Origin of the sequence: Dokdonella sp. (assembly GCF_049593775.1) — a bacterium.
In the GTDB taxonomy this organism is placed as follows: domain Bacteria; phylum Pseudomonadota; class Gammaproteobacteria; order Xanthomonadales; family Rhodanobacteraceae; genus Dokdonella.
On sequence record NZ_JBAWHJ010000410.1, the window covers coordinates 1 to 25,220 of the forward strand.

20 protein-coding genes are annotated in these 25,220 nt (G+C 60.7%); 9 read left to right on the top strand and 11 right to left on the bottom strand.

The window, feature by feature from the left end; genetic code table 11:
• Both WBP53_RS14110 and WBP53_RS14115 read right to left on the bottom strand, forming a co-directional pair.
• Positions 1-947 (bottom strand): sterol desaturase family protein (locus WBP53_RS14110; RefSeq protein WP_423929994.1); only part of this gene is annotated, 947 nt, incomplete at its 3' end.
• A 40-nt stretch (positions 948-987) separates the two neighbouring features.
• Positions 988-2,709 carry an LTA synthase family protein gene (locus tag WBP53_RS14115; protein WP_423929996.1) on the bottom strand — a complete coding sequence of 574 codons (1,722 nt, stop codon included), beginning with the start codon at positions 2,707-2,709 and terminating at the stop codon, positions 988-990.
• 218 nt (positions 2,710-2,927) lie between these two features.
• Here WBP53_RS14115 and WBP53_RS14120 point away from each other — a divergent pair, with 218 nt between their 5' ends.
• Complete coding sequence (locus tag WBP53_RS14120; RefSeq protein ID WP_423929998.1) at positions 2,928-4,244, top strand: NupC/NupG family nucleoside CNT transporter; 1,317 nt, start codon at positions 2,928-2,930, stop codon at positions 4,242-4,244.
• 41 nt (positions 4,245-4,285) lie between these two features.
• Here the strand turns inward: WBP53_RS14120 and WBP53_RS14125 are convergent, their stop codons facing one another.
• Both WBP53_RS14125 and speE read right to left on the bottom strand, forming a co-directional pair.
• A complete protein-coding gene (locus tag WBP53_RS14125; protein WP_423930000.1) occupies positions 4,286-5,995 on the bottom strand; it encodes a PQQ-dependent sugar dehydrogenase in 1,710 nt (569 codons plus the stop codon).
• A gap of 16 nt (positions 5,996-6,011) precedes the next feature.
• The gene (gene speE, locus WBP53_RS14130) at positions 6,012-6,869 is read right to left on the bottom strand and encodes a polyamine aminopropyltransferase (protein WP_423930002.1); all 858 of its coding nucleotides are present in this window, start codon (positions 6,867-6,869) and stop codon (positions 6,012-6,014) included.
• A 272-nt stretch (positions 6,870-7,141) separates the two neighbouring features.
• Between speE and speA the strand changes: the two genes are divergently transcribed.
• From speA to WBP53_RS14150, 4 genes are all read left to right on the top strand, one after another.
• Positions 7,142-9,031, top strand: a complete 1,890-nt coding sequence (gene speA, locus WBP53_RS14135; RefSeq protein WP_423930004.1) for a biosynthetic arginine decarboxylase — start codon at positions 7,142-7,144, stop codon at positions 9,029-9,031.
• Positions 9,028-9,897 carry an NAD(P)-dependent oxidoreductase gene (locus WBP53_RS14140; protein WP_423930006.1) on the top strand — a complete coding sequence of 290 codons (870 nt, stop codon included), beginning with the start codon at positions 9,028-9,030 and terminating at the stop codon, positions 9,895-9,897. Before speA ends, WBP53_RS14140 begins: the two co-directional genes overlap by 4 nt.
• 155 nt (positions 9,898-10,052) lie before the next feature.
• Complete coding sequence (locus tag WBP53_RS14145; RefSeq protein ID WP_423930008.1) at positions 10,053-11,366, top strand: PQQ-dependent sugar dehydrogenase; 1,314 nt, start codon at positions 10,053-10,055, stop codon at positions 11,364-11,366.
• 183 nt (positions 11,367-11,549) lie between these two features.
• Positions 11,550-12,629, top strand: a complete 1,080-nt coding sequence (locus tag WBP53_RS14150; protein WP_423930010.1) for an endonuclease/exonuclease/phosphatase family protein — start codon at positions 11,550-11,552, stop codon at positions 12,627-12,629.
• A 66-nt stretch (positions 12,630-12,695) separates the two neighbouring features.
• Here the strand turns inward: WBP53_RS14150 and WBP53_RS14155 are convergent, their stop codons facing one another.
• From WBP53_RS14155 to WBP53_RS14170, 4 genes are all read right to left on the bottom strand, one after another.
• A complete protein-coding gene (locus tag WBP53_RS14155) occupies positions 12,696-13,709 on the bottom strand; it encodes a mechanosensitive ion channel family protein (RefSeq protein WP_423930012.1) in 1,014 nt (337 codons plus the stop codon).
• Between the two features lie 287 nt (positions 13,710-13,996).
• Positions 13,997-14,596, bottom strand: a complete 600-nt coding sequence (locus WBP53_RS14160) for an SPOR domain-containing protein (RefSeq protein ID WP_423930014.1) — start codon at positions 14,594-14,596, stop codon at positions 13,997-13,999.
• A 70-nt stretch (positions 14,597-14,666) separates the two neighbouring features.
• Positions 14,667-16,349 carry an arginine--tRNA ligase gene (argS, locus tag WBP53_RS14165; protein WP_423930016.1) on the bottom strand — a complete coding sequence of 561 codons (1,683 nt, stop codon included), beginning with the start codon at positions 16,347-16,349 and terminating at the stop codon, positions 14,667-14,669.
• Between the two features lie 417 nt (positions 16,350-16,766).
• The gene (locus WBP53_RS14170; RefSeq protein WP_423930018.1) at positions 16,767-17,885 is read right to left on the bottom strand and encodes a hypothetical protein; all 1,119 of its coding nucleotides are present in this window, start codon (positions 17,883-17,885) and stop codon (positions 16,767-16,769) included.
• A gap of 243 nt (positions 17,886-18,128) precedes the next feature.
• On the opposite strand from WBP53_RS14170, the gene WBP53_RS14175 reads away from it, so the two are divergent.
• A complete protein-coding gene (locus WBP53_RS14175; RefSeq protein WP_423930020.1) occupies positions 18,129-18,392 on the top strand; it encodes a hypothetical protein in 264 nt (87 codons plus the stop codon).
• Positions 18,393-18,396: 4 nt separating this feature from the next.
• Here WBP53_RS14175 and radC read toward each other — a convergent pair whose 3' ends face one another.
• Positions 18,397-19,059, bottom strand: a complete 663-nt coding sequence (radC, locus tag WBP53_RS14180; protein ID WP_423930022.1) for a RadC family protein — start codon at positions 19,057-19,059, stop codon at positions 18,397-18,399.
• A 130-nt stretch (positions 19,060-19,189) separates the two neighbouring features.
• Here radC and coaBC point away from each other — a divergent pair, with 130 nt between their 5' ends.
• The 3 genes from coaBC to WBP53_RS14195 all read left to right on the top strand — a co-directional run bounded on the left by coaBC (position 19,190) and on the right by WBP53_RS14195 (position 23,503).
• The gene (gene coaBC, locus WBP53_RS14185; RefSeq protein ID WP_423930043.1) at positions 19,190-20,404 is read left to right on the top strand and encodes a bifunctional phosphopantothenoylcysteine decarboxylase/phosphopantothenate--cysteine ligase CoaBC; all 1,215 of its coding nucleotides are present in this window, start codon (positions 19,190-19,192) and stop codon (positions 20,402-20,404) included.
• Positions 20,401-20,859, top strand: coding sequence for a dUTP diphosphatase (gene dut, locus WBP53_RS14190; protein ID WP_423930024.1), 459 nt, complete (start codon positions 20,401-20,403; stop codon positions 20,857-20,859). Before coaBC ends, dut begins: the two co-directional genes overlap by 4 nt.
• Before the next feature lie 220 nt (positions 20,860-21,079).
• On the top strand, positions 21,080-23,503 hold the full coding sequence (locus WBP53_RS14195) for a phosphomannomutase/phosphoglucomutase (protein ID WP_423930025.1): 2,424 nt from the start codon (positions 21,080-21,082) through the stop codon (positions 23,501-23,503).
• A 95-nt stretch (positions 23,504-23,598) separates the two neighbouring features.
• On the opposite strand, the gene WBP53_RS14200 is transcribed toward WBP53_RS14195, so the two are convergent.
• Both WBP53_RS14200 and pyrE read right to left on the bottom strand, forming a co-directional pair.
• On the bottom strand, positions 23,599-24,234 hold the full coding sequence (locus tag WBP53_RS14200) for a DUF4124 domain-containing protein (protein ID WP_423930027.1): 636 nt from the start codon (positions 24,232-24,234) through the stop codon (positions 23,599-23,601).
• 223 nt (positions 24,235-24,457) lie between these two features.
• Positions 24,458-25,099, bottom strand: a complete 642-nt coding sequence (pyrE, locus tag WBP53_RS14205; RefSeq protein WP_423930029.1) for an orotate phosphoribosyltransferase — start codon at positions 25,097-25,099, stop codon at positions 24,458-24,460.
• Positions 25,100-25,220: the final 121 nt, after the last annotated feature.

Genomic DNA, 25,220 nt, shown 5'->3' on the forward strand with positions numbered 1-25,220 from the left:
TTGAGCACGGCCTGGAAGCCCACGATGATGATGTAGGCGTTGATCACGGCTTCGCTGAAGCCAATCACGAACAGCGGGGCGACCACGAGTACACGCGTGACGATCACTTCCAGCACATGCTGGCGCGAGCCGGCCAGCCAGTCCATCGACTTGGTGCTGTGATGCACCGAGTGGAACTTCCAGAAAAACGGAATCTCGTGGTATGCACGATGTGTCCAGTATTGCGAGAGGTCGGCGACGAGGATGCACAGCAGCAACTGCGGCATGAACCAGATACCTTGCACGACGAGCTGGAAATCATGCTGGACCATCCAGCCAAAGGCGTTGTGGATGACGAAATTGACGGTCAGCAGGATCAGCCCGACCAGGAAATGATTGACCGCGAAGTGCTTGAGGTCGGTTTGCCACTCCTTGCGGAATACCGGCTGGCCTTTGCGCAGCGGCAACAGTTTCTCAATCGCGACGAAAACCAGAGTCGAAACCAGCAGATCCAGAATGAACCAGTCGAGCCCGATATAGGGCGTGTTGTCCGGGAAGTTGCCGACCGGAACGCGTGAACCGCCCAGCGCCACGGCCGCGACGACCAGTGCAAAAGCGATCAGGTTGAGCTTGCGGCGAACTCCAACCAGCAGGTTCGCCAGCGACAGGCCGCCGGCTATCAACAACGCTACCAGCATGGCCTGGCGCAGGACATCCACCGAATACTGGCGACGCAGCTCCGGTGTGGTCAGAAATTCGGGAAAATGAAAGGCAATGACGCCGAGCAGGCAAAGGACCCCCAGCACGAGGGCGATGATCGTGGCGATCAGGCCCTTGCCGAACCGAAGTGGACCGTCGGCACCGAGCAAGTCGGCCGTTTCCTCAACCGTCGAGCGAATCAGGTTCCCGGACTTCCCTTTGCGGGTGCGCGAGGTATAGGGAGTCCTGCTGACGGAAGGTTTCGGCATGTCGGCCGCATTCTACCTGCAAGCCTCGCCAGCCAATCGACTAGTGGACCTTGAGTTCGCCTCGCTCCTGCAGACGCATGATGGCGCGCAGGCCTTCTTCGTAGGGCGGCGTCCAGTCACGCGCCGGTGCATCGGCAAGGCGCAGGCGATCGAGCAGCCGGAAGTAGCCACGATCGTCGATCCCCGCCGCATCGAGCAGCAACGCCGGCAGATAGAACGAGGAGGTTGCTTCGGCAGGCGCAGCAGGTCCCGGGGGACGCCCGCTGTCGATGAGCAACCACGGTGTCGGCTGGGACGGCCCTGGTGCGCCATCGTCGAAGGCCAGCTCGGCATAAATGCGCGGCAGCGCCGGCAAGTGATCGCCGTAAAAGAGCAGCACGCTGCGCCGTCTGCGCTTGCTCAAGGCATCGACCAATTCGCCGAGTGCGTGATCGGCGTCTTCCAGATGGTGGAAGTAGCCACGCAGGCGCGCCGCGGCTACGGAATTGATGCCGCTCGGTACTGGCTGGGCGGCAACCAGTTCAGGGTCGACATTCGGATAGTGATCGTACGGTCCGTGGTTCTGGATACTGATGGCGAAGATGAACATGGGCGCCGTCGCACGATCAAGGCGCTTGAGAATGTGGTCGGTCAGGGCCTGGTCGCTGATGTAGTAACCAAGGCGCTGGTCATCGGGAAATCGGGTGACATCATCGAACTCGGAGAACCCCATGTGGCGGAACGCCGACGCGCGATTCCAGAAATCACGCGAGTTCGGGTGCACCGCGACGGTTGAATAGCCCTTGCTGCCCAGCACCTGGGCAAGGCTTGGCATGCCTGGGCGGGTCAGGGAGAAATAGGGGTATTCCACGTTCGGAAACTCGCGAACAGCCAAGCCCGTCAGAACCTCGAATTCGGTCCGAATGGTGCCGCCGCCATAGGCTGGCACCCAGAGATCGCCATGTCGGTGGCGCGCTGCCAGCTCGCGAAAGCGCGGCAGCATTTCGCTGGAATCCATGCGATTCAGACGTGCAGGATCGAAGAAGGATTCGCTCTGCACGACGATGATATCGGGCAGGTCGGCAGCATCAGGCGCGGCAGCCGGCAATGGGTGTCTGCTTAGAAGTTGCTCAGCCGCCTTGTGGTTGATAGAAGGCAGCGAATAGGAGAATCGCCAGATGTAGTTGAGCAGATTGGCTGCAAGTCCCTTCTCGAGCGCAGACGAACCCGGCGACCATGACATGAACTCGGCGTCATCCGGCGCGTAGAGCGACTTCCATGGTGGCAGGTTAAAGATCAGGCTGCCGGCCAGTGCACAAGACAAGGCGAGCACCGCTATCCGGCTTCGACCGCGCAGCCACGACCACTGACGTTCAATGACGCCGAGCAGGACCAGGAAAGCGAATCCGCCGATGACCCATACCAGCTGCTTGGTAGTCACATAGTGGGAAAGCAGCTCGCCGCTGTCGCCGAGATGGGCAAGCAACTGGAAGTCACCCGGCAGTAGCGGGGTATCCAGCAGGTCAAGTTTGATCTCGTTCGCAAAGTAGAGAAGGTACAGCGCGGCAATGCTGCAGAGCAGGGAAAACATGCCGCGACGGCTGATGGCCAGCAGCAGGAAGGCTAGAGCCACAGCTGGCAGCGCATTGAGCAGTATTGTCAGCCACGGCGTAATTGGAGGTGTGGCGCCCGCAGCACCCGCGGGATCAGTCTGGAACGCGGGATCGCAGCACATCACCAGCCAGGTGGCCGCGGCGAGCGATAGGCCAAGGAACCCTGCCATCGCAACAGGATGGGCTGTTCGAAATCGTGACTCCGGTTGCTTTGCTGCGCTTGGCATGGCGGGACGTCCCTGTCGGCTGGAGGCGGGCGCAGGGCGCCGCAGATAGTTGACGACACAGAGCGGCCTTCCGTCGCAGCCGCCCATTTGTCTTGCGCCCTGATTCGCTGTTGAACTACGCTCGGCGATTCGGCGGGGCTATCGTACATGGGAATTTTCGGATGATGCAGGCACTGGGCCACATCGGGTTTGGTCTGTTCGGCCTTGCCGTACTGATTTCCATTGCCGTGCTGTTCTCGAACAACAGGCGTGCGATCAGCTGGAAGCTGGTGGGCACCGGCGTGTTGCTGCAGGTCGTTTTTGCAGCCCTGGTGCTCAAGGTTCCCCTGGGCCGGGATATCTTCAACGGTATTGCAACCGGCTTCGTGAAACTGCTGGACTATGTTCGCGCCGGCTCGGATTTCATTTTTGGCCCCCTCATGGACACCTCGAAGTTCGGCTTCGTGTTTGCCCTGCAGGTCCTGCCGACCATCATTTTCTTTGCCGCGCTGACCGGCGTGCTCTACCACCTCGGCATCATGCAGATGATCGTCAAGGGCATGGCCTGGCTGATAACCAAGGTCATGAATGTGTCCGGTGCCGAAACGACTTCAGTCTGTGCAAGTGTCTTCATCGGCCAGACAGAGGCCCCGCTGACCATCAAGCCCTACCTCGAGCGCATGACACAGTCGGAGTTGATGACGGTGATGGTGGGCGGCATGGCGCATATCGCCGGCTCGGTCATGGCCGCCTATGTGGGGCTGCTCGGTGGCGAAGACGAAGGCCAGCGCATCTTCTTTGCGACCCATTTGCTGACTGCCAGCATCATGGCTGCGCCTGCGACGCTGATGCTGGCGAAGATCCTGATACCGGAGACCGAGCAGCCGCTGACGCGCGGCCAGGTCAAGCTCGAAGTCGAGAAAACCACGGCCAATGTCATCGATGCGGCTGCTACCGGCGCTGCTGACGGCTTGCGTCTTGCCCTCAATGTCGGTGCGATGCTGCTTGCATTCATTGCCCTGATCGCCCTGCTCAATGCGCCATTCCAGTGGTTGGGTGCACATCCATGGGGCGCGGATCCGTCGTCATCACTGAACGGCTGGCTTGCCGTGCAACTCGGTCACCCCGTCGAATTCTCGCTGCAGACCCTGTTTGGCTGGGTGCTGGCGCCGCTGGCCTGGGTCATTGGCGTGCCCTGGCAGGACGCTACCCTGGTCGGCAGTTTCATTGGCGAAAAGATCGTCATCAATGAATTTGTCGCCTACGTCGACATGGCCAACAATATCGACAAGCTCAGCGAGCACAGTCGTCTGATCGCGACCTACGCGCTATGCGGCTTCGCCAATTTCTCGTCGATCGCGATCCAGATCGGTGGTATCGGTGGGCTTGCCCCAAGTCGCCGGCCCGACCTGGCGCGACTCGGACTCAGGGCGGTGCTCGGCGGCTCGCTGGCGACCTTCATGACGGCGACGATTGCGGGTGTACTGAGCCTGCTCTGACCTGATTCGTTGCCCATGTGCCGGAATTTCGCGGCAATGATTCATTCCGCCTTGGCGGAATCGAAGCCGTCGACCAGCAGGGAATCGCGCAAAATCGAGATGGTCATCCTGGCGACGTCGATCGCGCCTGAGGCATCGCTGGCGCGAACGCCGACTGAAATCCTCAGCGGCTCCGGACCTGCCACGAAATAATGGTTGCTGGCAGTGGTGCCGGATGCGTCATCGTATTCGCCATCGCCATCCAGATCCCATGCAAAAGTCAGGGCGCTTGCTTCCGGATCGACGCTGTTGGCCGCGGTAAACGCGACACTCCGGGGTGGGCCGTCTGCGGATGAACCGGCTTCCATAGTGATCGCCGCCGAGGGGGCAAGATTGCGCTGGTTCGGATCGGCGTCCCATGAGACGCGCCCGACGCGACCGTTGTTGATGTCGACGAAGAACAGGTCGTGACCGGGCCCCTCGGTCAGATCGACGGCGAACAGGTTTCCCTGGCCAAACGCGGGCGCACTGGCGCCGACTATCGGGTCGGGGATTCCGTCCTGATCGATATCCCTGATGATTCGGATGCTGTTGTCGATGTAGTCGGCGAAAAAGAGCGCACCCTTGTAGTCGGCCGGCCAGGTATTGGCAGTGCGGAACGCGATGGCCGTGATTGCCTTGTTGCCGATATGTGGATAGGCGTGGAAGGGCATTGTTACCGGCGTGCGGCCACCGCTGTCGTTGCCAGTGTAGAGATTGCCGCACAGCGGGCGCGCACTGTATTCGCTTACGTGGTCCAGATTCTCAAAGCAGGGCCAACCGAAATTGTGCAGCTCCGGTTTGGCGCCAATTTGGGGAACCACGTTGATCTCCTCCCAGTTGCGCCAGCCAACATCGCCGATCCAGATTTCGGACGTTCCTGGCCGCATCGCGAACCGATATGGATTGCGCAGGCCATAGGCGATGATCCGTCGCGCATTGACGGATGCATTCGTGTTCGCGATCGGGTTGCCCGGCGCGCCGTTGCCGGACATCGGATCGATTCTCGCGATCGTGCCATTGAGCCAGACCTGGCCGCTGTAGAGCGATTCCACCTCAAGACCTTGCGCGCGCACCGCGCCGCCCTGGTCCGGCGGTGAGCGCTGATCGGGCCAGGCCGGATTGCCGCGTTGTCCCCAGTCTCCTCCAAGGTAACTCGCTCCATCACCGCCGCTGACGTAGAGATAGCCATCTGCGCCGAAGCGTACGCTGCCAATGGAGTGGCTCGGGTATTGCTGGTACCAGTCCTCGATGAGAACCTGTTCATCGGTGGCGAGATTGCCGATGAGGGTCAATCGCGAGAGTCGTCCGCTGATGACGCAGCCGGCAAAATCGGCCAGTGGGTTCGGGCAATCAGTGGCTGGCCAGCGTGGGGCCATGTCGGAAAACAGGCCGCCGTTGAATGAATACAGGATGTAGAGATATGGCCGCTCAGGAAAGCGAGGATCGAGTTCAAGGCCGAGCAGGCCACGGTCCGCATACTGATGGACGCTGCCACCAAGATTGGCGATCTGCTCGGGAGCGTCATCCAGCAGGTTCCGGTACATCCAGATCGCACCGCTCTTCTCGGCGACGAAAACCCGGCCATCGTGGGCGAACCGGACCTGAGACGGCTGCTCGCGTCCGATAATCGGGAGGGTGTGGCGAAAGTTTGCGCTGGGCCAGCTCTGCGCCCCGGCATTGGCAGTCACCAGGACGAAAAGCAGGAACGGGCAGCAGAACCCTCGAATCATGATGTCCCGGAAGTCGTTACTCGCCCAGTTCTGCGCGCATGAATTCGGGCATCGACAAGGCGGACTTGTGGATCTCGGCGTTGTAGTAGCGGGTGTTGAACTGCTTGGTCTGGGCGCCGCGCTCACGGAATCCGGAAAGGTCGGCCCCCTTCCTGGCCATCGTAGCGCTCCACCAGCCGGTCGGATAACAGGGTTGCGGGAAGGTGAGGGTGCGAACTGCCTGGAAGCCGGCTGTTCGCATGGCTGAACGCATCGACTTGATCAGGTCAAGATGGGCCAGCGGAGATTCACTTTGCTGGACGAAAATGCCGCCACCGCGCAGTGCCTTGAAACAGCTGGTGTAGAACGCGGCATTGAACAGGCCTTCTGCCGGGCCGACCGGGTCGGTTGAATCGACGATGACGAGGTCCAGCGAATCGGGCTCGCATTCGGCCATGTACTTGATGCCGTCGTCGAAAAGAAGTTGCGCACGTGGATCGCCATTGGCTTCGCAAAGCTCGGGGAAGTATTCCTCGGCCAGGCGCGTGACGCGTTCGTCGATTTCGACCTGCACGGCCGATTCGACGACTTCATGACGCAGAACTTCGCGCAGCGTGCCGCAATCACCTCCGCCGATGATCACAACGCGCTTGGCCCGCGGATGCGTGAACAGGGCAGGGTGGGACATCATCTCGTGATAGAAGAAGTTGTCGCGCGTGGTCAGCATCATGCAGCCATCGATGACCATGAGCTTGCCCCAATCGGTCGAATCATAGATTTCGATGGACTGGAATGGTGTTTTTTCAGCGTGCAGGCGCGCATGCGTGCGAAAGCCGATCGATGACCCGGATGATTCATGGGCTTCTGTGAACCAGCTTTGCTCGGACGTGGACATACTGACTTCCTGAATTGGGTTGGCCAAGCACGCCATGTGACACGGGCGGGCTGGTGGACAGGGGATTGTAACGGTTTGACCATCTGCTCGGGCAGCTTGACCCGGATCGTGACGCATGTTTGCCGATTCCACGGTGTCATGACGGGCAGTCACGCCGAGGCTTTGGTTACAATGCGCGCCCCGATCGATCCCGCGGCATGCGAGGCTCCCGATCGACGGGGTACTTGCGTCAAAGCCTGCCGCTGCGACGTCGATGTCATCCGGAGGACACCATGACTGCATCCTGGACAACAGACGACGCCCGCCACACGTATGCCATGGCGAATTGGGGCGAGGGTTACTTCGATATCGGCAAGGACGGAGGCGTACAAGTACGTCCGTGTGGGCCAGAGGGCGCCACAGTGAGCCTGCCCGAGGTCATAGACGCGGCGCGAACGAGTGGATCCCGCCTGCCCTTGCTGGTTCGATTCGCCGATATTCTCAATCACCGTCGTAGCCGGCTCCAGGCCGCGTTCCAGAAGGCGATGGCCGACGCGGCTTATTCCGGCGGATACACCGCGATCTACCCCATCAAGGTCAACCAGCAAAAGAATGTCGCTGGTGAACTGGCTGCGGGTGGCAACGAGGGGTTCGGCCTGGAGGCAGGTTCCAAGCCCGAGTTGATGGCCGTGCTCGCTCTGGCCAGGAGCGGCAGTATCGTCATCTGCAACGGTTACAAGGACCGCGAGTACATTCGTCTGGCCCTGATCGGGCGCAAGCTCGGGCTGGAAATCTTCATCGTCATTGAAAAGCCTTCCGAATTGCGCTTCGTCATCGAGGAGGCCAAGGCCCTCGGTGTCGAGCCCTTGCTCGGCGTGCGCATGCGCTTGAAAAGCCTGGGCGCCGGCAAGTGGCAGAACTCGGGTGGCGACAAGGCCAAGTTTGGACTCACTCCACGCCAGCTGCTGACCCTGATCGAGCAGCTCAAGGCTGCTGATCTGTCGCACACGCTCAAATTGCTGCATTTCCACATGGGTTCGCAGATGTCGAACGTGCGCGACATTGCGCGCGGCATGCGCGAGGCGGTGCGCTATTTCGTCGAGCTATCGCAGCTTGGCCTGCCCATCCGCTACATGGATGTCGGTGGCGGCCTTGGCGTCGATTACGAAGGCACCCGCTCGCGTTCGGAATGTTCGATCAATTACGGGCTTGAACAGTATGCATCGAGCGTGGTCGGCGCGCTGGCCGAAGCCTGCGCCGAAAACGGCCTGCCGCATCCGCATGTGCTGACCGAGTCTGGCCGTGCGTTGACGGCTCATCATGCGGTACTGGTGGTCAATGTCAGTGAAATCGAGGAATCCCCGCGTGGAGCGGTTGCCGATGCACGCGATGACGAGCCGGCCGTTCTGCGACGCCTGCGCGAGGTACATGCCGAAATCGGATCGCGCCCGCCCACCGAGCTCTACCACGAAGCCCAGTATCACCTCGCGGAAGGCCAGTCGCTGTATGCGCTTGGGCAGCTCTCTCTGGCCGATCGTGCCCAACTCGATGATCTCTACTACGCCATCGTCAATGCCGTGCGCGCGCGCCTGAAGCCCGACGAACGCTCACATCGCCAGGTGCTGGACGAGCTCAATGAGACGCTGGTGGACAAGTATTTCGTCAATTTTTCGGTATTCGAATCAGTGCCCGACATCTGGGCCATCGACCAGGTATTTCCGATCGTGCCGATCAGCGGTCTTGATCGCAGGCCGGATCGGCGAGGCGTGATCGCCGACCTGACCTGCGATTCGGATGGCCGTATCGATCATTACGTCGATGCCGATGGCGTGGATGTCAGTCTGCCGCTGCACGCGCCGGCGCACGGCGAAACATACCTGCTCGGACTATTCATGGTCGGTGCGTACCAGGAAACCCTGGGTGATATCCACAATCTGTTCGGCGACACCGATGCGGTCAGCGTGAAACTCACCGACACGGGCTACGAGCTGGTCAACCAGCGGCGTGGCGACACTACTGATCTGATGCTCGACTACGTCGGCTACGACCTGGGTGGATTGCGCGCCGAATACCAGGCAAAGATCGCTGCTGCAGGAATCGCAGGCGATGAAGCCAGGCAGCTGGCGAAAGCACTCGAGGCCGGACTGACGGCCTATACCTACCTTGCGGAGACAGCGGAATGAGCGACATCAAGGCCGGATTCGTCGGACTCGGAGCGATGGGGCAACCCATGGCCGGCCATTTGTCGCGTGCTGGTCTGCTTGCTTCGGTGTGGACCCGAACGCCTGCGAATACACGGGCCATTGCCGCTGAGTTCGCGCTTGGCGAGCCGGCATCCCTGGCTGACCTGGCCGGACGCTGCAACGTGATCGCACTGTGTGTGCCCGCTGATGCCGACGTACTCGACGATGTCGAAGTGATCGCGGCCCATGCGCAGCCGGGAACGATCGTCATCGATCATTCGACCGTATCGTCGGTGACGGCCCGTGAAGCACGGGAGCGAATGCTCGTGGCAGGTTGTGAGTTCATCGACGCTCCCGTTTCGGGCGGCGTGGAAGGTGCGCGGAATGGCAAGCTTTCCGTCATGGTCGGCGGCGAAGCAGCGGCCCTTGAACGTGCGCGGCCCGTGCTTGAGTGCTATGCGGCGAAGATCAGCCACATGGGCGGAATCGGAGCAGGGCAAAACACCAAGGCCGTGAACCAGGTACTGGTCGCGGGCATTGCGCAGGCGGTTTGTGAAGGTCTTGCGCTTGGTGATGCGCTCGGCCTTGATGCCGAAACACTGATCCCGACGCTGCTGGCAGGAGCTGCCGGAAACTGGTTTCTCGACAAGCGCGGCTCCACCATGCTGCGCGATGAGTTCAAGGTCGGATTCAAGCTTGCCTTGTTGCACAAGGATCTCAAGATCGTGCGTGAGCTGGCGCGTGATGCCGGAACCGATCGCAGCGTGATTGAAAAATCCCTGGCCGACTACGCGGTGCTGATGGCGCAGGGCCATGGCGACGAGGATATTTCCGCGTTGATTCGACTCAAGCGCAGCACTGGATAGTGCTAACGCGCCGTTAACGGCAGCAAGGCTACGCTTGCCTGCTGGTCCTTTCCGGGCCCCGCATCTGGCAATCCTGTCACAAGTTCAGATCTTCGGGCTGGCATCGACGTGCCGGCCACGCAACACTTTATGCATTGCAACCTGGAGTCCCGATCATGTCCGTCTTTCGTCTAGCCGCTGGAATCGCCCTTTCGCTTGCCGCTGGCACCGCTGCGGCGCAGGCCATTCCGGGCTTGTCCCTCGAGACCGTGCCGGGCTCCTATTCCGAGCCGCTGGCCATTCGCGCGCCGAATGATGGCAGTGGCCGAATCTTCATTGTGCAAAAGGCCGGCTCGATCAAGATCGTCAAGGACGGTGTAGCGTTGCCCACGCCGTTCCTCACGCGTTCTGTCTATTCATCTAGCGAAAGCGGCTTGCTTGGATTGGCATTCCATCCGAATTTCGGCAAGCCTTCGTTGCCACACAACGACGAGTTCTACGTCTTCTTCACGCAGCCGACCGGACAGCCGCAGCTTGGCGGCACGCGAGATCAGGTAGTTGCGCGATATACGGTTCCTGCACTTGATTCGGATGTTGCGAACACGAATGCCACGATCGTGCTGCGCATCCCCGACCTCGCCGCCAACCACAATGGCGGCGACATCCACTTCGGCCCTGACGGCTATCTGTACGTTTCTTCGGGCGATGGTGGCCCGCAGAACAACCCGCATGGATTTGCCGAGTGCTTGTGGAAAAAGCCCGCCGACAACAACCAGAATTCCTGCGGGACCAATCCGAATGGCACCCAGTACTTCCTGCTGGGCAAGATCCTGCGTCTGGACGTAGACAATCGTGGCGGGGCGGTTACCTCGGACATGTGCGGTTCGGAAGGCATCAGCCCGGCCGAATACTCCATTCCTGCCAGCAATCCCCATGTCGGCACAAGCAGCACGTGTGACGAAATTTACCTGCATGGCTTCCGCAATCCCTGGCGTTTCAGTTTCGATCGGGCCAACGGTAATCTCGTGGTTGGCGATGTCGGTCAGAACGCCTATGAGGAAATCACGGTTCAGGCTGCCGGCGTGGGTGGCAGCGACCACGGCTGGAGTCGTTGTGAAGGACGCCATTACTTTGACGAGTCCGGGTCTGGCACGACGTGTCCCGCGACCACCGCAACAGTCGCACCGGTCATCGAGTACTCGCACAGCTCCGGTTGTTCGGTGACTGGCGGCTTCGTCTATCGCGGGCCTTCATCCAGCCTGAACGGCACCTACTTCTTCGGCGATGCGTGTACAGGTGCCTTGTGGTACGCAACCGCAGGTGCCCCGGAAGCCGTCTGGTCGCCGGGCCTGAACAACACCACCCTGAGCGTGGGCTCCACCTATGGATATGGCGAAGATGAGGTTGGCAATGTCTATATCGCCCAGGCCAATGGCGCCGTCCGCAAGATCGTTGGCGACACCATCTTCGAAGATGGCTTCGACGACTGACGAGTAGTGTTCATGTCCGATTGTACGGGTGCGTATACCCTGTAGATCCGGACACAGGTTGGCATTGGCCAGCAAGCAACACGCGCTGGCGCAAGCATCTGCAGTGATCCGACAAGTGTCGGATTGCTCGCAGATGTTGGCCGAGCCGGCGTCCATTGCATGCACGCTGACTGGAGACCTGGCATGTACCCAGCGCTTGTCCTGCTGTCCATCGTGCTCCTGGTGGCGACGACGCTGCCGTGCCTGCGCAGCGAACGCTGGTGGATTCGCGCTCTGGAGTTCCCGCGGATCCAGTTTGCTGTTCTGGCTGTTGTCCTGTTGCTCGCCGAGCTGGCTTTCCTTGATTTGTCCCGGCCCGGATCATGGTTGCTGCTGCTCAGCGTAGCGGCCAGCCTGACCTGGCATCTGTGGTGGATCGCGCCCTATACGGCGCTGCACCAGACGGAGGTCGATAGCGTATCCGCAGTCGACGAGACTCGTCGCATTCGATTGCTCAGTGCCAACGTATTGGGCACCAATCGGCAGTCGGAAAAATTTCTTGAACTTGTCCGCGAGAACGCGCCCGACCTTGTTCTTACCCTTGAGTCGAATGCGTGGTGGCAAACCCGGCTCGACAGCCTCGAGAAGGAATATCCGTTCACTCTGAAGTGCCCGTTGGAAAACCTTTACGGCATGCATGTCTATTCGAAACTGGCGCTGGAGGCGTCGAGTATCGAATATCTTCTCAGCAACGATATTCCCTCGATGCACGCCAATGTGAAGCTGCGTTCCGGCGAACGGATCAGGGTGCGTTTCCTGCATCCGGCACCACCAAGTCCGAATGAGGCAACCGACACCCGGAAGCGCGATGCCGAGTTGCTTGTCGTCGCCCGGGACTATCGCAAGACTCCGTCACCAACGATCGTTGCCGGAGATCTGAACGATGTGGCGTGGTCCGCATCAACTCGACTGTTTCGCAAGATCAGCGGCCTGCTGGATCCCCGCATAGGTCGGGGCGTGTTCAGCACGTTCCACGCCGGGCACTGGTTCCTGCGCTGGCCGCTCGACCATCTGTTCCACAGCAAAGAATTCAGGTTGTGCCGACTGCAACGACTGGAGAATTTTGGTTCCGATCACTTCGCCTTGCTCAGCGAGCTCCAGTATGACCCGTCGCACTCGGGTGAAAGTGGCAATTCACTGGATAGCGATATCGCCGACGAGAAAGAAGCGCAGCGGAAAACGGATCAGGAGAAGGTCGACACCACGGATGTTCCCGAACCCTGACCACGCCAGAAAGCAGAGGCCAGGCGTTGTCCGCCAAAAATCAGCAACCGGCGCCTCGAATTCGCTCTACTCGCGCGGTGCATCCGAATCGAGCAGATTGGTCTGTTCGTGCGATGGATGTTCGTTGTCGACCTGATCCTCGACATCCTTCGTGGCCCGGGTGTCGACCGGCTTCCCGGACGACCCTGTTGCCGCGGTCTCGCGCGAGTGCTGAGACTGTGCCACGATCTTTCTTGGTTCCTGAAGCTGCACCCGATAGATGGGCTCCGGCATGTCCATGCCGGCATCTTCGAGTATCAGCTTCACGCGGCGAATGGCCTCGCTTCGGACCTGCAGGTATTCATGGTCGCGCTGATCGACCCAGGCGTGGAAGCGCAACTGCACATTGGAATCTCCCAACGCAGTGATCAGCGCGCGCGGCGGTGGCTTTTGCATCACGCCATCGATACGACCCAGTTCATCGACGCCAAGTGATTGCGCCCGGACCAGATCTTCGTTCACGCCAATACCCACCTCGAAATCAAAGCGCCGACTCGGGTTGCGCGTGTAGTTGAGTGTCACGCTGCCGAACACCAGCGCATTCGGCAAACGCAAGTGATTGCCATCGAGTGTCATCAGGATCGTCGCGCGCGACGTCATTGAAACGACAATCCCTTCATTGCCGTCAATGACGACATGATCACGCGGAGAAAACGGCTGACGCAGGCTCATGAGAATGCCTGCAAGATAATTCTCGAGGATGCCCTTGAAGGCGAATCCGAGTGCGACTCCCAGCACGCCTGCGGTGCCCAGCACTGCTCCAACCAGGGCAGTGGCCTGCATGATTTCCAGTGCAATGAGAACGCCAAGCCCGACTACGATCCAGCGGACCGTAGTACGTGCGAGTTCCTGCAGGAATGGATTCGAGCGCGACGCTCGCGCGACCCAGTCGCGTTGCGATAGCCAGCGCCCGCACACCCAGGCTGTGAAGACGATCAGCAAGGCGAGCAACAACATCGGCAATGCCGCGAGAAGGCGATACGCTTCCTCAAGCAGGCGTTGGCCAACGGCGCTCATGTCAAAGTGCAGGGCGTCAGTCATGGCTATTTCGTCATGGACGGAAACCACATCATAGGGCTTGGAAGTTGAACTGTAGCCAGCCGTTTCTACAGACGAGTGGTGTTGCGGTCCCAAATGAAGGCTGAAGCACCAACGGGACATGCCCTTGCGCCTGTGAAGGAAAACACGAAGCCCGCACGGCGGTCGTTGTACCCTCGCAATCAGGATCCAGGTCGCGGTTTACATTGTGACGCGCAGTAGAGAAGAGTTGGCCATTCCCATTCCGGAAAGCAGCATTGCAGCTTCCGTCGCTGCGAATGGCGGCAACCCTACTGGCCGGCGTCTTCCTTCAGCGCAATCGCGTTGAAGCCGTTGTCGGCCAAGGCCGCCTTGGTGGTTTCCAGTTCGCTGGCGCTGGCGAATGGGCCCAGGCGCACCCGATTCCAGGTCTTGCCATTGATTGTCACCGGTTGCACGTGGGCGACGAAGCCCAGTATTGCCAGCTTGGCCTTGACCTCGTCGGCTGCCTTTGGCGAAGGGTATGAGCCGGCCTGGAGAAGATAGCGGGAGCTGGCCGAAACTGCCGGCGTGGTACCGGTTGCAGGCTGGGCTGCTTCGGCGCGTGCCTTGGCCGAGATTTCGGAATCGGGTATTACCACTTCCATTTCGGGCAATACCGAATAAAAATCGTAGTTCTTTCGCGGCTTGTCCTTGGTCTCGACGATAGGCGGCTCGCTTTCGCGCGGAGCCACGGCTTCCGGGTTGGGCTGCGGGCCGGTGTTCTTCCGGAGCATCGGTGCCCAGTCACTGCCGAGAAAACCCATTGCAACGACCAGTCCGAGGACGACGCCAACGGCAAGCCAGACCCATGCGGGTACTGCGGGACGCGAGTTGCCGCGGGTGGCCTGTTTGCGTGAACGTGAAGCCATTACCTGTTCTCCGGGGGTAGGTACAGGCCAGGTCCGGATCGTAGGGCCTGGCTGTCATGCGTGTGCATGATCACATGCTCTGGGGCGCCGAAACACCGAGAAGATCGAGGCCGCTGGCAAGCACAATCCGGGCTGCATCAGCCAGCGTGATCCGGGCATTGCGCATGACAGCATCGTCAACGATGAACTGGTGGGCGTTGTAGTAGCCGTGAAATGCGGCGGCCAGCTCGCGCAGGTATTGCGCGACAAGCTGCGGGTCTAGATTGGCCGCAGCGGCTTCCACCACCTCGGGGTAGCGGGAAAGCTCACTCATCAATGCGCGTTCGTGCTCGCTGTCGAGCTGGTCCAGCGCAGCGCGGCCCGCAGCGCCGTCTGCAGTGATGCCGCGCTCGGCGAGCTGACGGTGCACGCTGCACACGCGCGCATGGGCGTACTGGATGTAATAGACCGGATTGTCATTGGTCTGCGCGCGGGCCAGGTCGATATCGAAGACCAGTTGCGAATCTGTCTTGCGGGCAACCAGGAAGTAACGGGTTGCATCACGGCCGACTTCGTCGATGAGGTCGCGCAGGGTGACGTAGCTGCCGGCACGCTTGGACAGCTTCACCTCCTCGTTGCCGCGCATTACCGTCACCATCTGGTGCAGCACGTATTCTGGCCAGCCTTGCGGAATACCGACATCGAGGGCCTGCAAGCCGGCACGCACGCGATTGACCGTGGAATGGTGGTCGGCGCCCTGCTCATTGATGACGCGCTCGAATCCGCGCTGCCACTTGCCCTCGTGATAGGCAACGTCAGGGACGAAGTAGGTATACCCGCCTTCCGACTTGCGCATGACGCGATCCTTGTCGTCGCCGAAGTCGGTGGTCTTCAACCACAGCGCGCCGTCCTTTTCGTAGGTGTGCCCAGCGGCCACCAGTTCCCTGACCGTGCTTTCCACGCGGCCCTCCGTGTAGAGGGACGACTCGAGGAAATAGACATCAAAGTCGACACCGAATGCTCGCAGGTCGAGATCCTGCTCGCGACGCAGCCAGGCGACGGCGAAGCGGCGAATGGCATCGAGGTTGGCAGCATCAGCCGCAGCGGTGACATCCTGACCATCAGCATGCACGGTCTTGCCAGCCAGGTAGTCCGTGGCGACGTCCTTGATGTAGTCGCCGCGGTAGCCATCCGCGGGCCAGTCTGCGTGTTCGGGTTCAATGCCCTTGCAGCGTGACTGCACCGATAGCGCCAGATTCTCGATCTGGGCACCCGCATCGTTGTAGTAGAACTCCCGGGCCACGGCCCAGCCGTTGGCTGCCATCACGCGCGCCAGGCTGTCGCCGACCGCCGCACCGCGACCATGTCCCACGTGCAGCGGACCGGTTGGGTTGGCCGAAACGAATTCGATCTGCAGCTTGCGACCCGCGCCGGACTGATTGCGCCCGTATCCCTCACCCTCATCCAGGATGCGCAGAATTTCGGAGTGGACTGCAGCCGGACTCAGATGGAAGTTGATGAATCCGGGGCCTGCGATTTCGAGTCGCGCTACGCGTGGATCCTTGATGACTCCGACAAGGGCTTCGGCAATCTCGCGTGGCTTGCGCCCTGCCAGTTTGGCCAGGGTCAAGGCAACATTGGACGCAAAATCGCCATGCTCGCGGTTTCGGGTACGTTCGACGACAAAGGCCGGCGTCTCGCCTGGCGGCAGGATTTCCTGCGCACGCAGTTCAGCGAGCGCTCCATGGATCAGCTCGCGCAGGGTGTCTTTCACGGCGGGATTCTTGAGGAAGCGGGTTGTCTATTGTAGAGCGCGGCGGGCGAAACCCGAAACCCGGGTTCAACAACCAGGATTCGGCAATCATCTGGAGCCCCGTTTGGCACTGCAGCTTGCCGCACATTGCCGCAGCGAAACCACAGGAATGTGCGCCAAGCGCTTGTCACGGAAGCCTTATCCGGGATTTGGCCGGTCTGTGGATAAGTCTGTGGGGAAGATGCTGCCCTGCAGCGCTGGAACGGCCTTGAAACTGCGTTTCGGGTACTGTTTCGCTGACATCAACAATCTTAAGCGATTGATTTCCAAAGAAGTTATTTCGGAATTGCGTCCCCTGTCTACCGATGCTGCCTATCCAGACGGATCCGGGTGGGGGATGTGTATAGTTTTACGCGCAGTGCGGCGAACCGGTCGTTTTCAGGCCTGGACAAGCCCGGCGACCGTTTCTCCGTAGGCATTCAGGACCTGGCGGCCATTTTCAGGTTTTCCACGCATGGCGATGCGTGCACGCAAGCCCAGGCTCAGGGACTTCAGGCGCGCCGCATTCTCCTCTTTGGCGGACCCGAACGCCTGGCGGCCCAGCTCGGAACTGAATCGATGCAGGTCAAAAAAGAACCGGTCCTGGCCATCGGTGAGGAAGCCTAGAACGGGTTGGGCGCTTTCTCCGTCGTCAAGATTGCGGTGACACAGCATTTCGCGTTCCAGGCACAGGTTTTCGGCACTGGCGGCAAAGCGGTTGAAGGGCTCGGCGACGTTTGCGGTGTCCAGGTCAGCAGCGACAAGGGCAAGCTTGTGGGCATGCACAAGACGTTCTTCATCGCGCCAGCCCGGCCGGTGCTTGTCCAGCTTCTGCGCCAGTTTGGCGGCCAGGGCCCCGCCGGACTGGACCAGTTCGGCGGCATTGAATGCAGCTCCACCCGGAGGAGGTCTGGCATCGAACGTGCTTCCTGAGATGGTCAAGTCGAGAGCGAGGTAGAGCTCGGCGTCGGACTCCCTGGAAAAGCCGCAGGCGTCGAGCAGGCGGAATGTCTCCTCGATGCTGGCTCGTTCGTTGGCACCGACGCCGGCTTCGTACATCGGCTCTTCGCGCTGGCGCAGGTCATGGCAGGCTGCAAACATGTCGAGCACACACCAGTCGCGCAGACCAAGGGCGGATACCCCGTTCGCGGCGATCAGCCGGCTGATTCGACCGCTGAAAATGTCGAGGATGTGTTCTTCGTTGTGGTAGGCGTGGAATTCCGCGCTAAAACTGCCATGGCGGCGAGCCAGACGTGCATAGCCAATGCGAATGACATCCGCGCAGCGGGCAAGCAGGGCGTCCGAGTCAAGCTCGGTGGATAGCAACGGTGCCAGCTGGGCATGGCGTTCGGCCAAGGCGGAATCCAGGGGCTGCAGTGCCGCGCCCATCAGCGTGCGCGCTGCGGCCACGTCGGGCAGCGCCAGCTCGACCTCGTCAGCCGCGTAGCGTCGTGGAAAGCCGAATATCACGTGGCTCGCATGCCTCTTGCCCTGTTCGGCCTGAGTATAGTGCGCCACGCGCCAGTGCGGCACCCTTCTGCTGACACGCCGACGCGTCGAGGTCCGAACGACCAGTGTTCGCGCAGAGGATCGATCGATCACTTCAGGTGCAGCGATTGCCGCAGCAATACGGTGTCGCCGCGTTCTTGCCTTCATGCTTGCCTGGGCGAGCGAGGCTGGAGCATCGATTCGTATCGTTACCCGGGATGGCCGGCCTTGCCGTCAGCGAAGGCATCGTGTCGGTAGTCGGAAGCTCCGCAAGTGATGGCAGCCGCAGGAGCCTCCGGGCAACTGCACGCCGATCATGCGCGACTTGCCCATCCGGCGGCGATTTCCCAGGGAACATGGCTTCACGCTGCGGTCTGGAACGCCCTTGCAACCGATGATGGAGAGTCCGGGAAGGTTGATGCCGGTGGCGATACGGTCAGCAGCGAACCGCCAGGCGCATTCAACGGGTTCGAGCGCAGAAGGTATGCAGCCGGAACGGCCTCCGGGTTTGATGGCCAGGCGCGCGGAGTCCCGTAGCCAGCTAAATCCAGCCGCGCCGTGCCAGCGATGTGGGCGTGCCGGAGCCAATCACGAAGTGATCCAGCACGCGCACATCCACCAGGGCGAGTGCATCGCGCAGGCGTAGCGTGATGGCACGGTCAGCAGCACTCGGTTCGGCGATGCCGGACGGATGGTTGTGGGCGAGAATGACGGCAGCGGCGTTGTGCGCAAGGCAATGGCGAACAACTTCCCGGGGATGCACGCTGGCCCCGTCGATGGTGCCCCGGAACAACTCCTCGAACGCGATCACCCGGTGCCGATTGTCGAGGAACAGGCAGGCGAACACTTCGTAGGGATACGCGCCCAGTCGTGATTTCAGGTAGCGGGCGCTGGACGCCGGGTCGGTCAGGGCTTCACTCTCTCGCAACTCGGAATCGAGATAGCGCCGACCCAACTCGAGCGCGGCCTGGATGCGGCACCAGCTGACCGGCCCGAGGCCTGACTTTTTCCGCTCCGCGTGCAAAAGGGGCATGAGTCCGCCTGCCTGTATCAGCAGATCGCGGCCCACGTCGACGGCACTCGAGCCGCGCCGGCCGGATCCTATGAATACGGCAAGAAGTTCGGCGTCGGAAAGAGAGCCGCTGCCCCTCGCAAGCAGTTTTTCGCGCGGTCGCTCACCGTCTGGCCAGTCACGAATACTCATGGATTTCGACCGCTGTATGCTCGGAAACCACACTCTGGGCATCAATCGGCATTTGCGGCAGCAGCCAAGCCTGCGATTTTGGGTAAGCTTAGGGATCTTTCTTGCGTAAGAAATCTCCTACATGAGTGATGTGCCACTGGAGCGCGTACGCATACTGCTGGGTGTATGCGGCGGTATTGCTGCGTACAAGGCCGCAGAGCTGGTTCGAAGGCTGCGCGATGCAGGCGCCGACGTCCGCGTGGTCATGACGGAAAACGCCATGCGTTTCGTCGGCGCGACGACATTCCAGGCGCTGTCCGGCAACCCCGTGCGCAGCAGTTTGTGGGATGAATCCGCCGAGGCAGCCATGGGCCATATCGAGCTGGCGCGATGGGCTGAGCAGATCCTGATTGCGCCCGCCTCCGCCGATTTCATGGCGCGGGTCGTACACGGTCGCGCCAATGACCTGCTGAGTACCCTGGTGCTGGCGACCGCAGCTCCGGTTTCGATTGCGCCTGCCATGAACCAGCAGATGTGGGCCAATACGGCCACCCAGGACAACGTTTCGCTATTGCGCAACCGCGGAATCCGCGTGATCCCGCCGGCATCAGGAAGTCAGGCCTGTGGTGAAGTCGGTGAAGGGCGAATGCCGGAAGCCGAAGCGCTGGTTTCCGCGCTGGCGGATTCGTGTGCGCCTCGCGTACTGGACGGCATCAGGGTTATGGTCAGCGCCGGGCCTACCTATGAGGATATCGACCCGGTAAGGTTCATTGGCAATCGAAGCTCCGGGCGCATGGGGTTTGCGGTCGCCATCGCTGCAGCGCAGGCGGGGGCAAAAGTCACTCTGGTCTCAGGTCCGGTCAGTTTGCCCACGCCACCCGGTGTCGAACGCGTCAATGTACGCAGCGCAAGGCAGATGCGCGATGCGGTGCTGCGGATATCCGTCGATAGTGACATCTTCATTTCCGCAGCAGCCGTGGGCGACTATCGGGTGCAAGCGAGCAGCGCGATCAAGCTGAAAAAGACCGGCGCGCCACTGGTGCTCGAACTGGTTCAGAACCCGGACATCCTGGCAGAGGTGGCGGCCTCGCAAGAACCACCGTTCCTGGTGGGGTTTGCTGCCGAAACCAATGACGTCGAGCGCTATGCGCGCGACAAGCTGGAGCGCAAGAACCTCGACATGATCGCGGCGAATCAGGTGGGTCCGGAGCTCGGATTCGAAGGCAGCGAGAACGCTTTGCTCCTGCTCTGGCAGGGGGGAAGCGAAGATCTCGGTCGGGGTGACAAGAAAATGCTTGCCCGCACACTGATCGAGCGGGTTGCCACCCGCTATCGGCTCAAGGCAGAAAAGGGGTTCAAGGCATGAGCATTCCCGTTGAGATGATCGTGCTCGACCAGCGCCTCGGAAGCGAGTATCCGTTGCCCGACTATGCGACAGCGGAATCGGCTGGCATGGATTTGCGCGCAATGATTGAAGCTCCGTTGCGGCTTGAGCCTGGAAACTCGGCCCTCATACCCAGCGGCATGGCTATCCATATCGGGGATCCAGCCATGTGTGCGATCCTGCTGCCGCGGTCCGGACTTGGTCACAAGCACGGAATAGTCCTCGGCAATGGAGTCGGACTCATAGATTCCGACTATCAGGGCCCCTTGATGATTTCCTGCTTGAACCGGTCGTCGGAAGCGTTCACCGTGTCACCCGGAGACCGCATAGCTCAACTGGTTTTCATGCCTATCGTGCGAGCCAGGCTTGTGCGTGTAGACGCATTCGCGCCAAGCGTGCGCGGAGAAGGTGGGTTCGGCAGTTCGGGGAAGAGTTGATCGTGGTTTCGGGTTCGGAATACGGGTGTTCTGCAAGACGGAACCGTGGTCATGAATCCGGAACATTGATGAATTGACCTGCATGGTGTTCCATGTGGTCTGGTGCATTGGCTGACTGGCATTTGCCCGGTCGGATTGTGGACTCAAGCGGGTTCAGGCCTCACGGATTCGGGGCTTGCCTGAAGAGTAGGCAAAGGTGACTGAGGCGAGGGCAAGGGACATGGCAGAAGAAAACCAGACAGCGTCGACGGCCGAACCCAGGGGGCCAGGCAAGGCCGTGCTGCTTTCTCGGCTGCTGCCGCGCCTGAAGGTTCTGGTGCCGCTCGCAGTCGCAACCGTGCTGATGCTGGCTGGATTCTTTCTGCTCTGGCAGAGTTCACTGGTATACAGTGAAAGTGACAAGATCGAAGAAGCCGAGTCGGCCCGCACGCGCATCATGACGGCGATAGCCGAGGAGATCGCCGCACTCAACCAGAAGGCCGAACAAGTCGCCGTTTCCGAGCCGGTCCTGGCCGCCCTGGCTGGCGAGGAAGAAACCCGACTTGAAAATGCCGCGCAAGCCATGAGGGCAGAGTGGCCGGAGCTCGAGCAAGCCAATCTCTATGACCCCGGTTTGCTCGAAGTCCGCAAGAACGACTTGAAGAACTTCGGTTATTCGCGAGCACAAATGCTGATGCAGGCCCAAGCCTCCATGCAGCCCGCGCCGGTCCAGATCCATCTGTCTCCGAAGGCCGGCCAACAGCTGGTTCTGGCGATCCCCGTGAAGCCTGAAGCAAAGCCCGTCGCCTACGCCTATCTGGCGCTTCCCGTTTCACTCATCATCGACATCCTGCAGGGCGACAATCGCAGCGGGGCACGCATCGACCTTCGCCAGGGCGATGGTCGTGGCGACATGATGGTGGCGAGTTCGGGTGCCGGCAGCGGAAACTCCACCGGCGATCTCGGAGTACCCATAGCCGGGTCACAACTTCGACTGGCCATTGCCGATCCGAACATTCAGATCCTGATCACCCGCGATCTTTGGGTGCTCGTTCCATTGACGCTCCTGTGCCTGGTTGGAGGCTTCTTCGCGCTGTGGCTCAGGCAGGTCGGCATGCAGGGTGCGGCTGCAGCATTCAGGCCGGGAAAACATTCACAATCAGAGGACATCACCTTGGCCCAGGCCATCGAACAACAGGCCGCCACCGACGTGGCTGCCGCAGCGGCCAAGCCAACCCCGGTCAAGGAAACGACGCCAGCCAAGCCCAAACCCGGTGAAAAGAAGGTTGCGGTCAACCGCAGCATTTTCCGCGCCTACGATATTCGCGGAATCCTCGGGCAGACACTGACAAACGATATTGCGCGCCAGATCGGCCGGGCCATTGGCAGTGAGGCGCTGCATCGGGGCATGCGAGAGATCGTGGTTGGCCGGGATGGCCGGTTGTCCGGGCCGGATCTTTCGGGTGCCCTGATCGAAGGGCTGCGCGCAGCCGGCTGCGACGTCATCGATATCGGCCTGGCACCTACACCGCTGACCTACTTCGCCGCTTACCACTTGCAAACCGGCTCATGCGTCTCGGTTACCGGCAGTCACAATCCCCCGGACTACAACGGATTCAAGATCGTGCTGGGTGGCGAAACGCTGTCCGAAGGCGCCATCCAGGAACTCTACGCGCGCATCGCTGAGGATCGCTTGAGCAGCGGTTCGGGTGGGTTGCAGGTCATGAGCCTGAATGACGACTACGTAACCCGCATCAGTGATGATGTCCAGGTTGAGACCAAGCTGAAGGTTGTTGTCGATTGCGGCAATGGCGTAGCCGGTGCGATCGCGCCCGCGGTGCTCGAGAGTATTGGCTGCGAAGTCCATGAACTCTACTGTGAAGTCGACGGCACCTTCCCGAACCACCACCCTGATCCATCGGATCCGCACAACCTGCAGGACCTGATCCTGTCGGTCAAGCAGACGGGAGCCGACATCGGACTCGCTTTCGATGGCGATGGTGACCGACTCGGAGTGGTCACGCGTAGCGGGGAAATCATCTACCCGGATCGCCTGTTGATGCTGTTCGCGATCGATGTGCTCAGCCGTAATCCTGGCGCCACGATCATCTACGACGTCAAGTGCACCGGACATTTGCAACCACTGATCCTGCAGCACGGCGGAAGCCCGATCATGTGGCGAACCGGGCACTCCCTGATCAAGTCGAAGATGCGCGAAACCGGTGCGCAACTGGCCGGAGAGATGAGCGGACACTTCTTCTTCGCCGAGCGCTGGTACGGGTTCGACGATGCCATCTACGCGGCGGCGCGACTACTCGAAATCATTGCTGGCGATGTGGATGGGCGTCCGGCCGAAGAAATCTTCGCAGCATTGCCGAAAGGCGTATCAACGCCAGAACTCAAGATCGAAATGCGTGAAGGCGAGCACTACCGTTTCGTCGACGCGTTCAAGGCCAAGGCCAACTTCGAGGGCGCGAGGCTCACCACCATTGACGGCTTGCGGGCCGATTGGCCGGATGGTTGGGGCCTGGTCCGCGCCTCGAATACCACGCCGGTCCTGGTGCTGCGATTCGATGCCGACAATGAGGCTGCCCTGAAACGCATACAGGCAGAGTTCCGCGCGCAACTGCTTGCGCTCGACCAGGCGTTGCCGTTGCCTTTCTAGAAAGACATCACGGCAAGGGCTTGAAAATCTCGCGCCGACAGCGCAACGGTTTCGAGCCCGGCGGCTGATTCGTCATCTGCAGCTCCGCCATCCATTCAATGCTGGTTGTACTTTTCCTTCAGCGCGAGATAGCGCTCGACCTCGGCTGCAAAGCCCGCTAGGGCGCTCTCACGCTCGGCCTTGCTGCGTTCAAGCAGGGCGTATTGGCTGTCCACCTTCTTGCGCAGGTCGCCAATCTGGCTTGTGAGTCGCTCCGGCACCGCTGTTTCGCTTCTCTCGAGATCAGCCGCGCGACCCAGCAGGTCGGTCAGGCTGCGTTCCAGACTCTGCAAACCCGTTTGCACACTCTTGATCTGCAGGTCGATCATTTCGATTCGTTGCGACTGGGTCTTGCGCAGGTCTGCCTCGGTCGGATTCGCGGCCAGCAGTTGCATGTCATCGCGTGACTGCCGCTCGGTAGCATCCAGCCTGGCCCGCTCTTCCTGAGCCTCGGCCTTCGCAACAGCCTTCTCTTCCGCAGTCATGGCTGGTTCTACGCGCTTGACCAGGATGCCCTGGCCGTTGATCACGTCGTAGCCGTGCACGCCGGCGTTTGCCGGCAAGCTGTCGGAATAGTGCAAATTGCCTTCCGCGTCACGCCACTTGTAGCGGACACTTCCGGCAGCCAGCACCGCAAACGCAAGCGTGGGCGCAATCAGCAGCAGGACAAGGCGAGAAATCGATGTTTGCATTCTGGACTCCAGAAGCCTGTTGGGCTTTGCCGATCGTGGCTGGAATTCGGGTGTGAGTGACTTAACGTTTGTTGTGTGTCAGGACGATTGTGCGCCCACTGGCAAAAGGTCGGGCAGAAGCATGTGCCGCGCAAATTCCCTTGCAGGCTGGCCAGGCAAAGTCTGACAGGTTGCTTGGCCTGACAGTATAGGGGAGCCTGATATCGGCCCGCAGTGCCGGAGATCACACACCATATAGGCGGCGATACTCTTGTAGCAAAGTGACTTCGGCGGCGAATTCGGCCCGCTCTCCCGTGTAGTCCAGCAACTCGGACAAGCTGACGATGGGAATGACGGGAATCCCAAATTCATTGGCGATCTCCTGTGCAGCGGAGCGCTCGCCCTGCCCGCGCTCCTGGCGATCAAGCGCAATCAATACTCCGGCCGGACGTGCGCCATTGCTGCTGATCAGCCCGAGGGATTCACGTATGGCCGTGCCGGCCGTGATCACGTCGTCGACGATGAGGACGTTGCCAGCCGGTTTCGCGCCGACCAGGCTGCCACCTTCCCCATGATCCTTCGCTTCCTTGCGGTTATAGATGAAGCCGCAATCCTTGCCGTGGTGTTCAGACAGGGCGGCGGCAGTCAGTGCCGCCAAAGGGATTCCCTTGTATGCCGGCCCGAAAAGCTGCTCGAACTCGATTCCTGAGCGGCTTGCTGCCGCGGCGTAGCAGCGTCCTACCGTACTCAGTGCGGACCCGGAGTCAAACAGGCCTGCATTGAAAAAGTAGGGGCTTGTGCGACCGGACTTGAGGGTGAACTCGCCGAAACGCAGCACGTTGTGCGAGATGGCGAGTTCGAGGAATTCTCGCTGGTAGTCATGCATGCGGATACCCGGGGTTCGGACTGTGGGGACAGGGCGTTGCAACGAACAGCATAGCTGGACTCAACCGCAGGATGCGGCGCGTCATTCAGGAATGGATTGTGCAAGACTCCGTGCTTTCGCG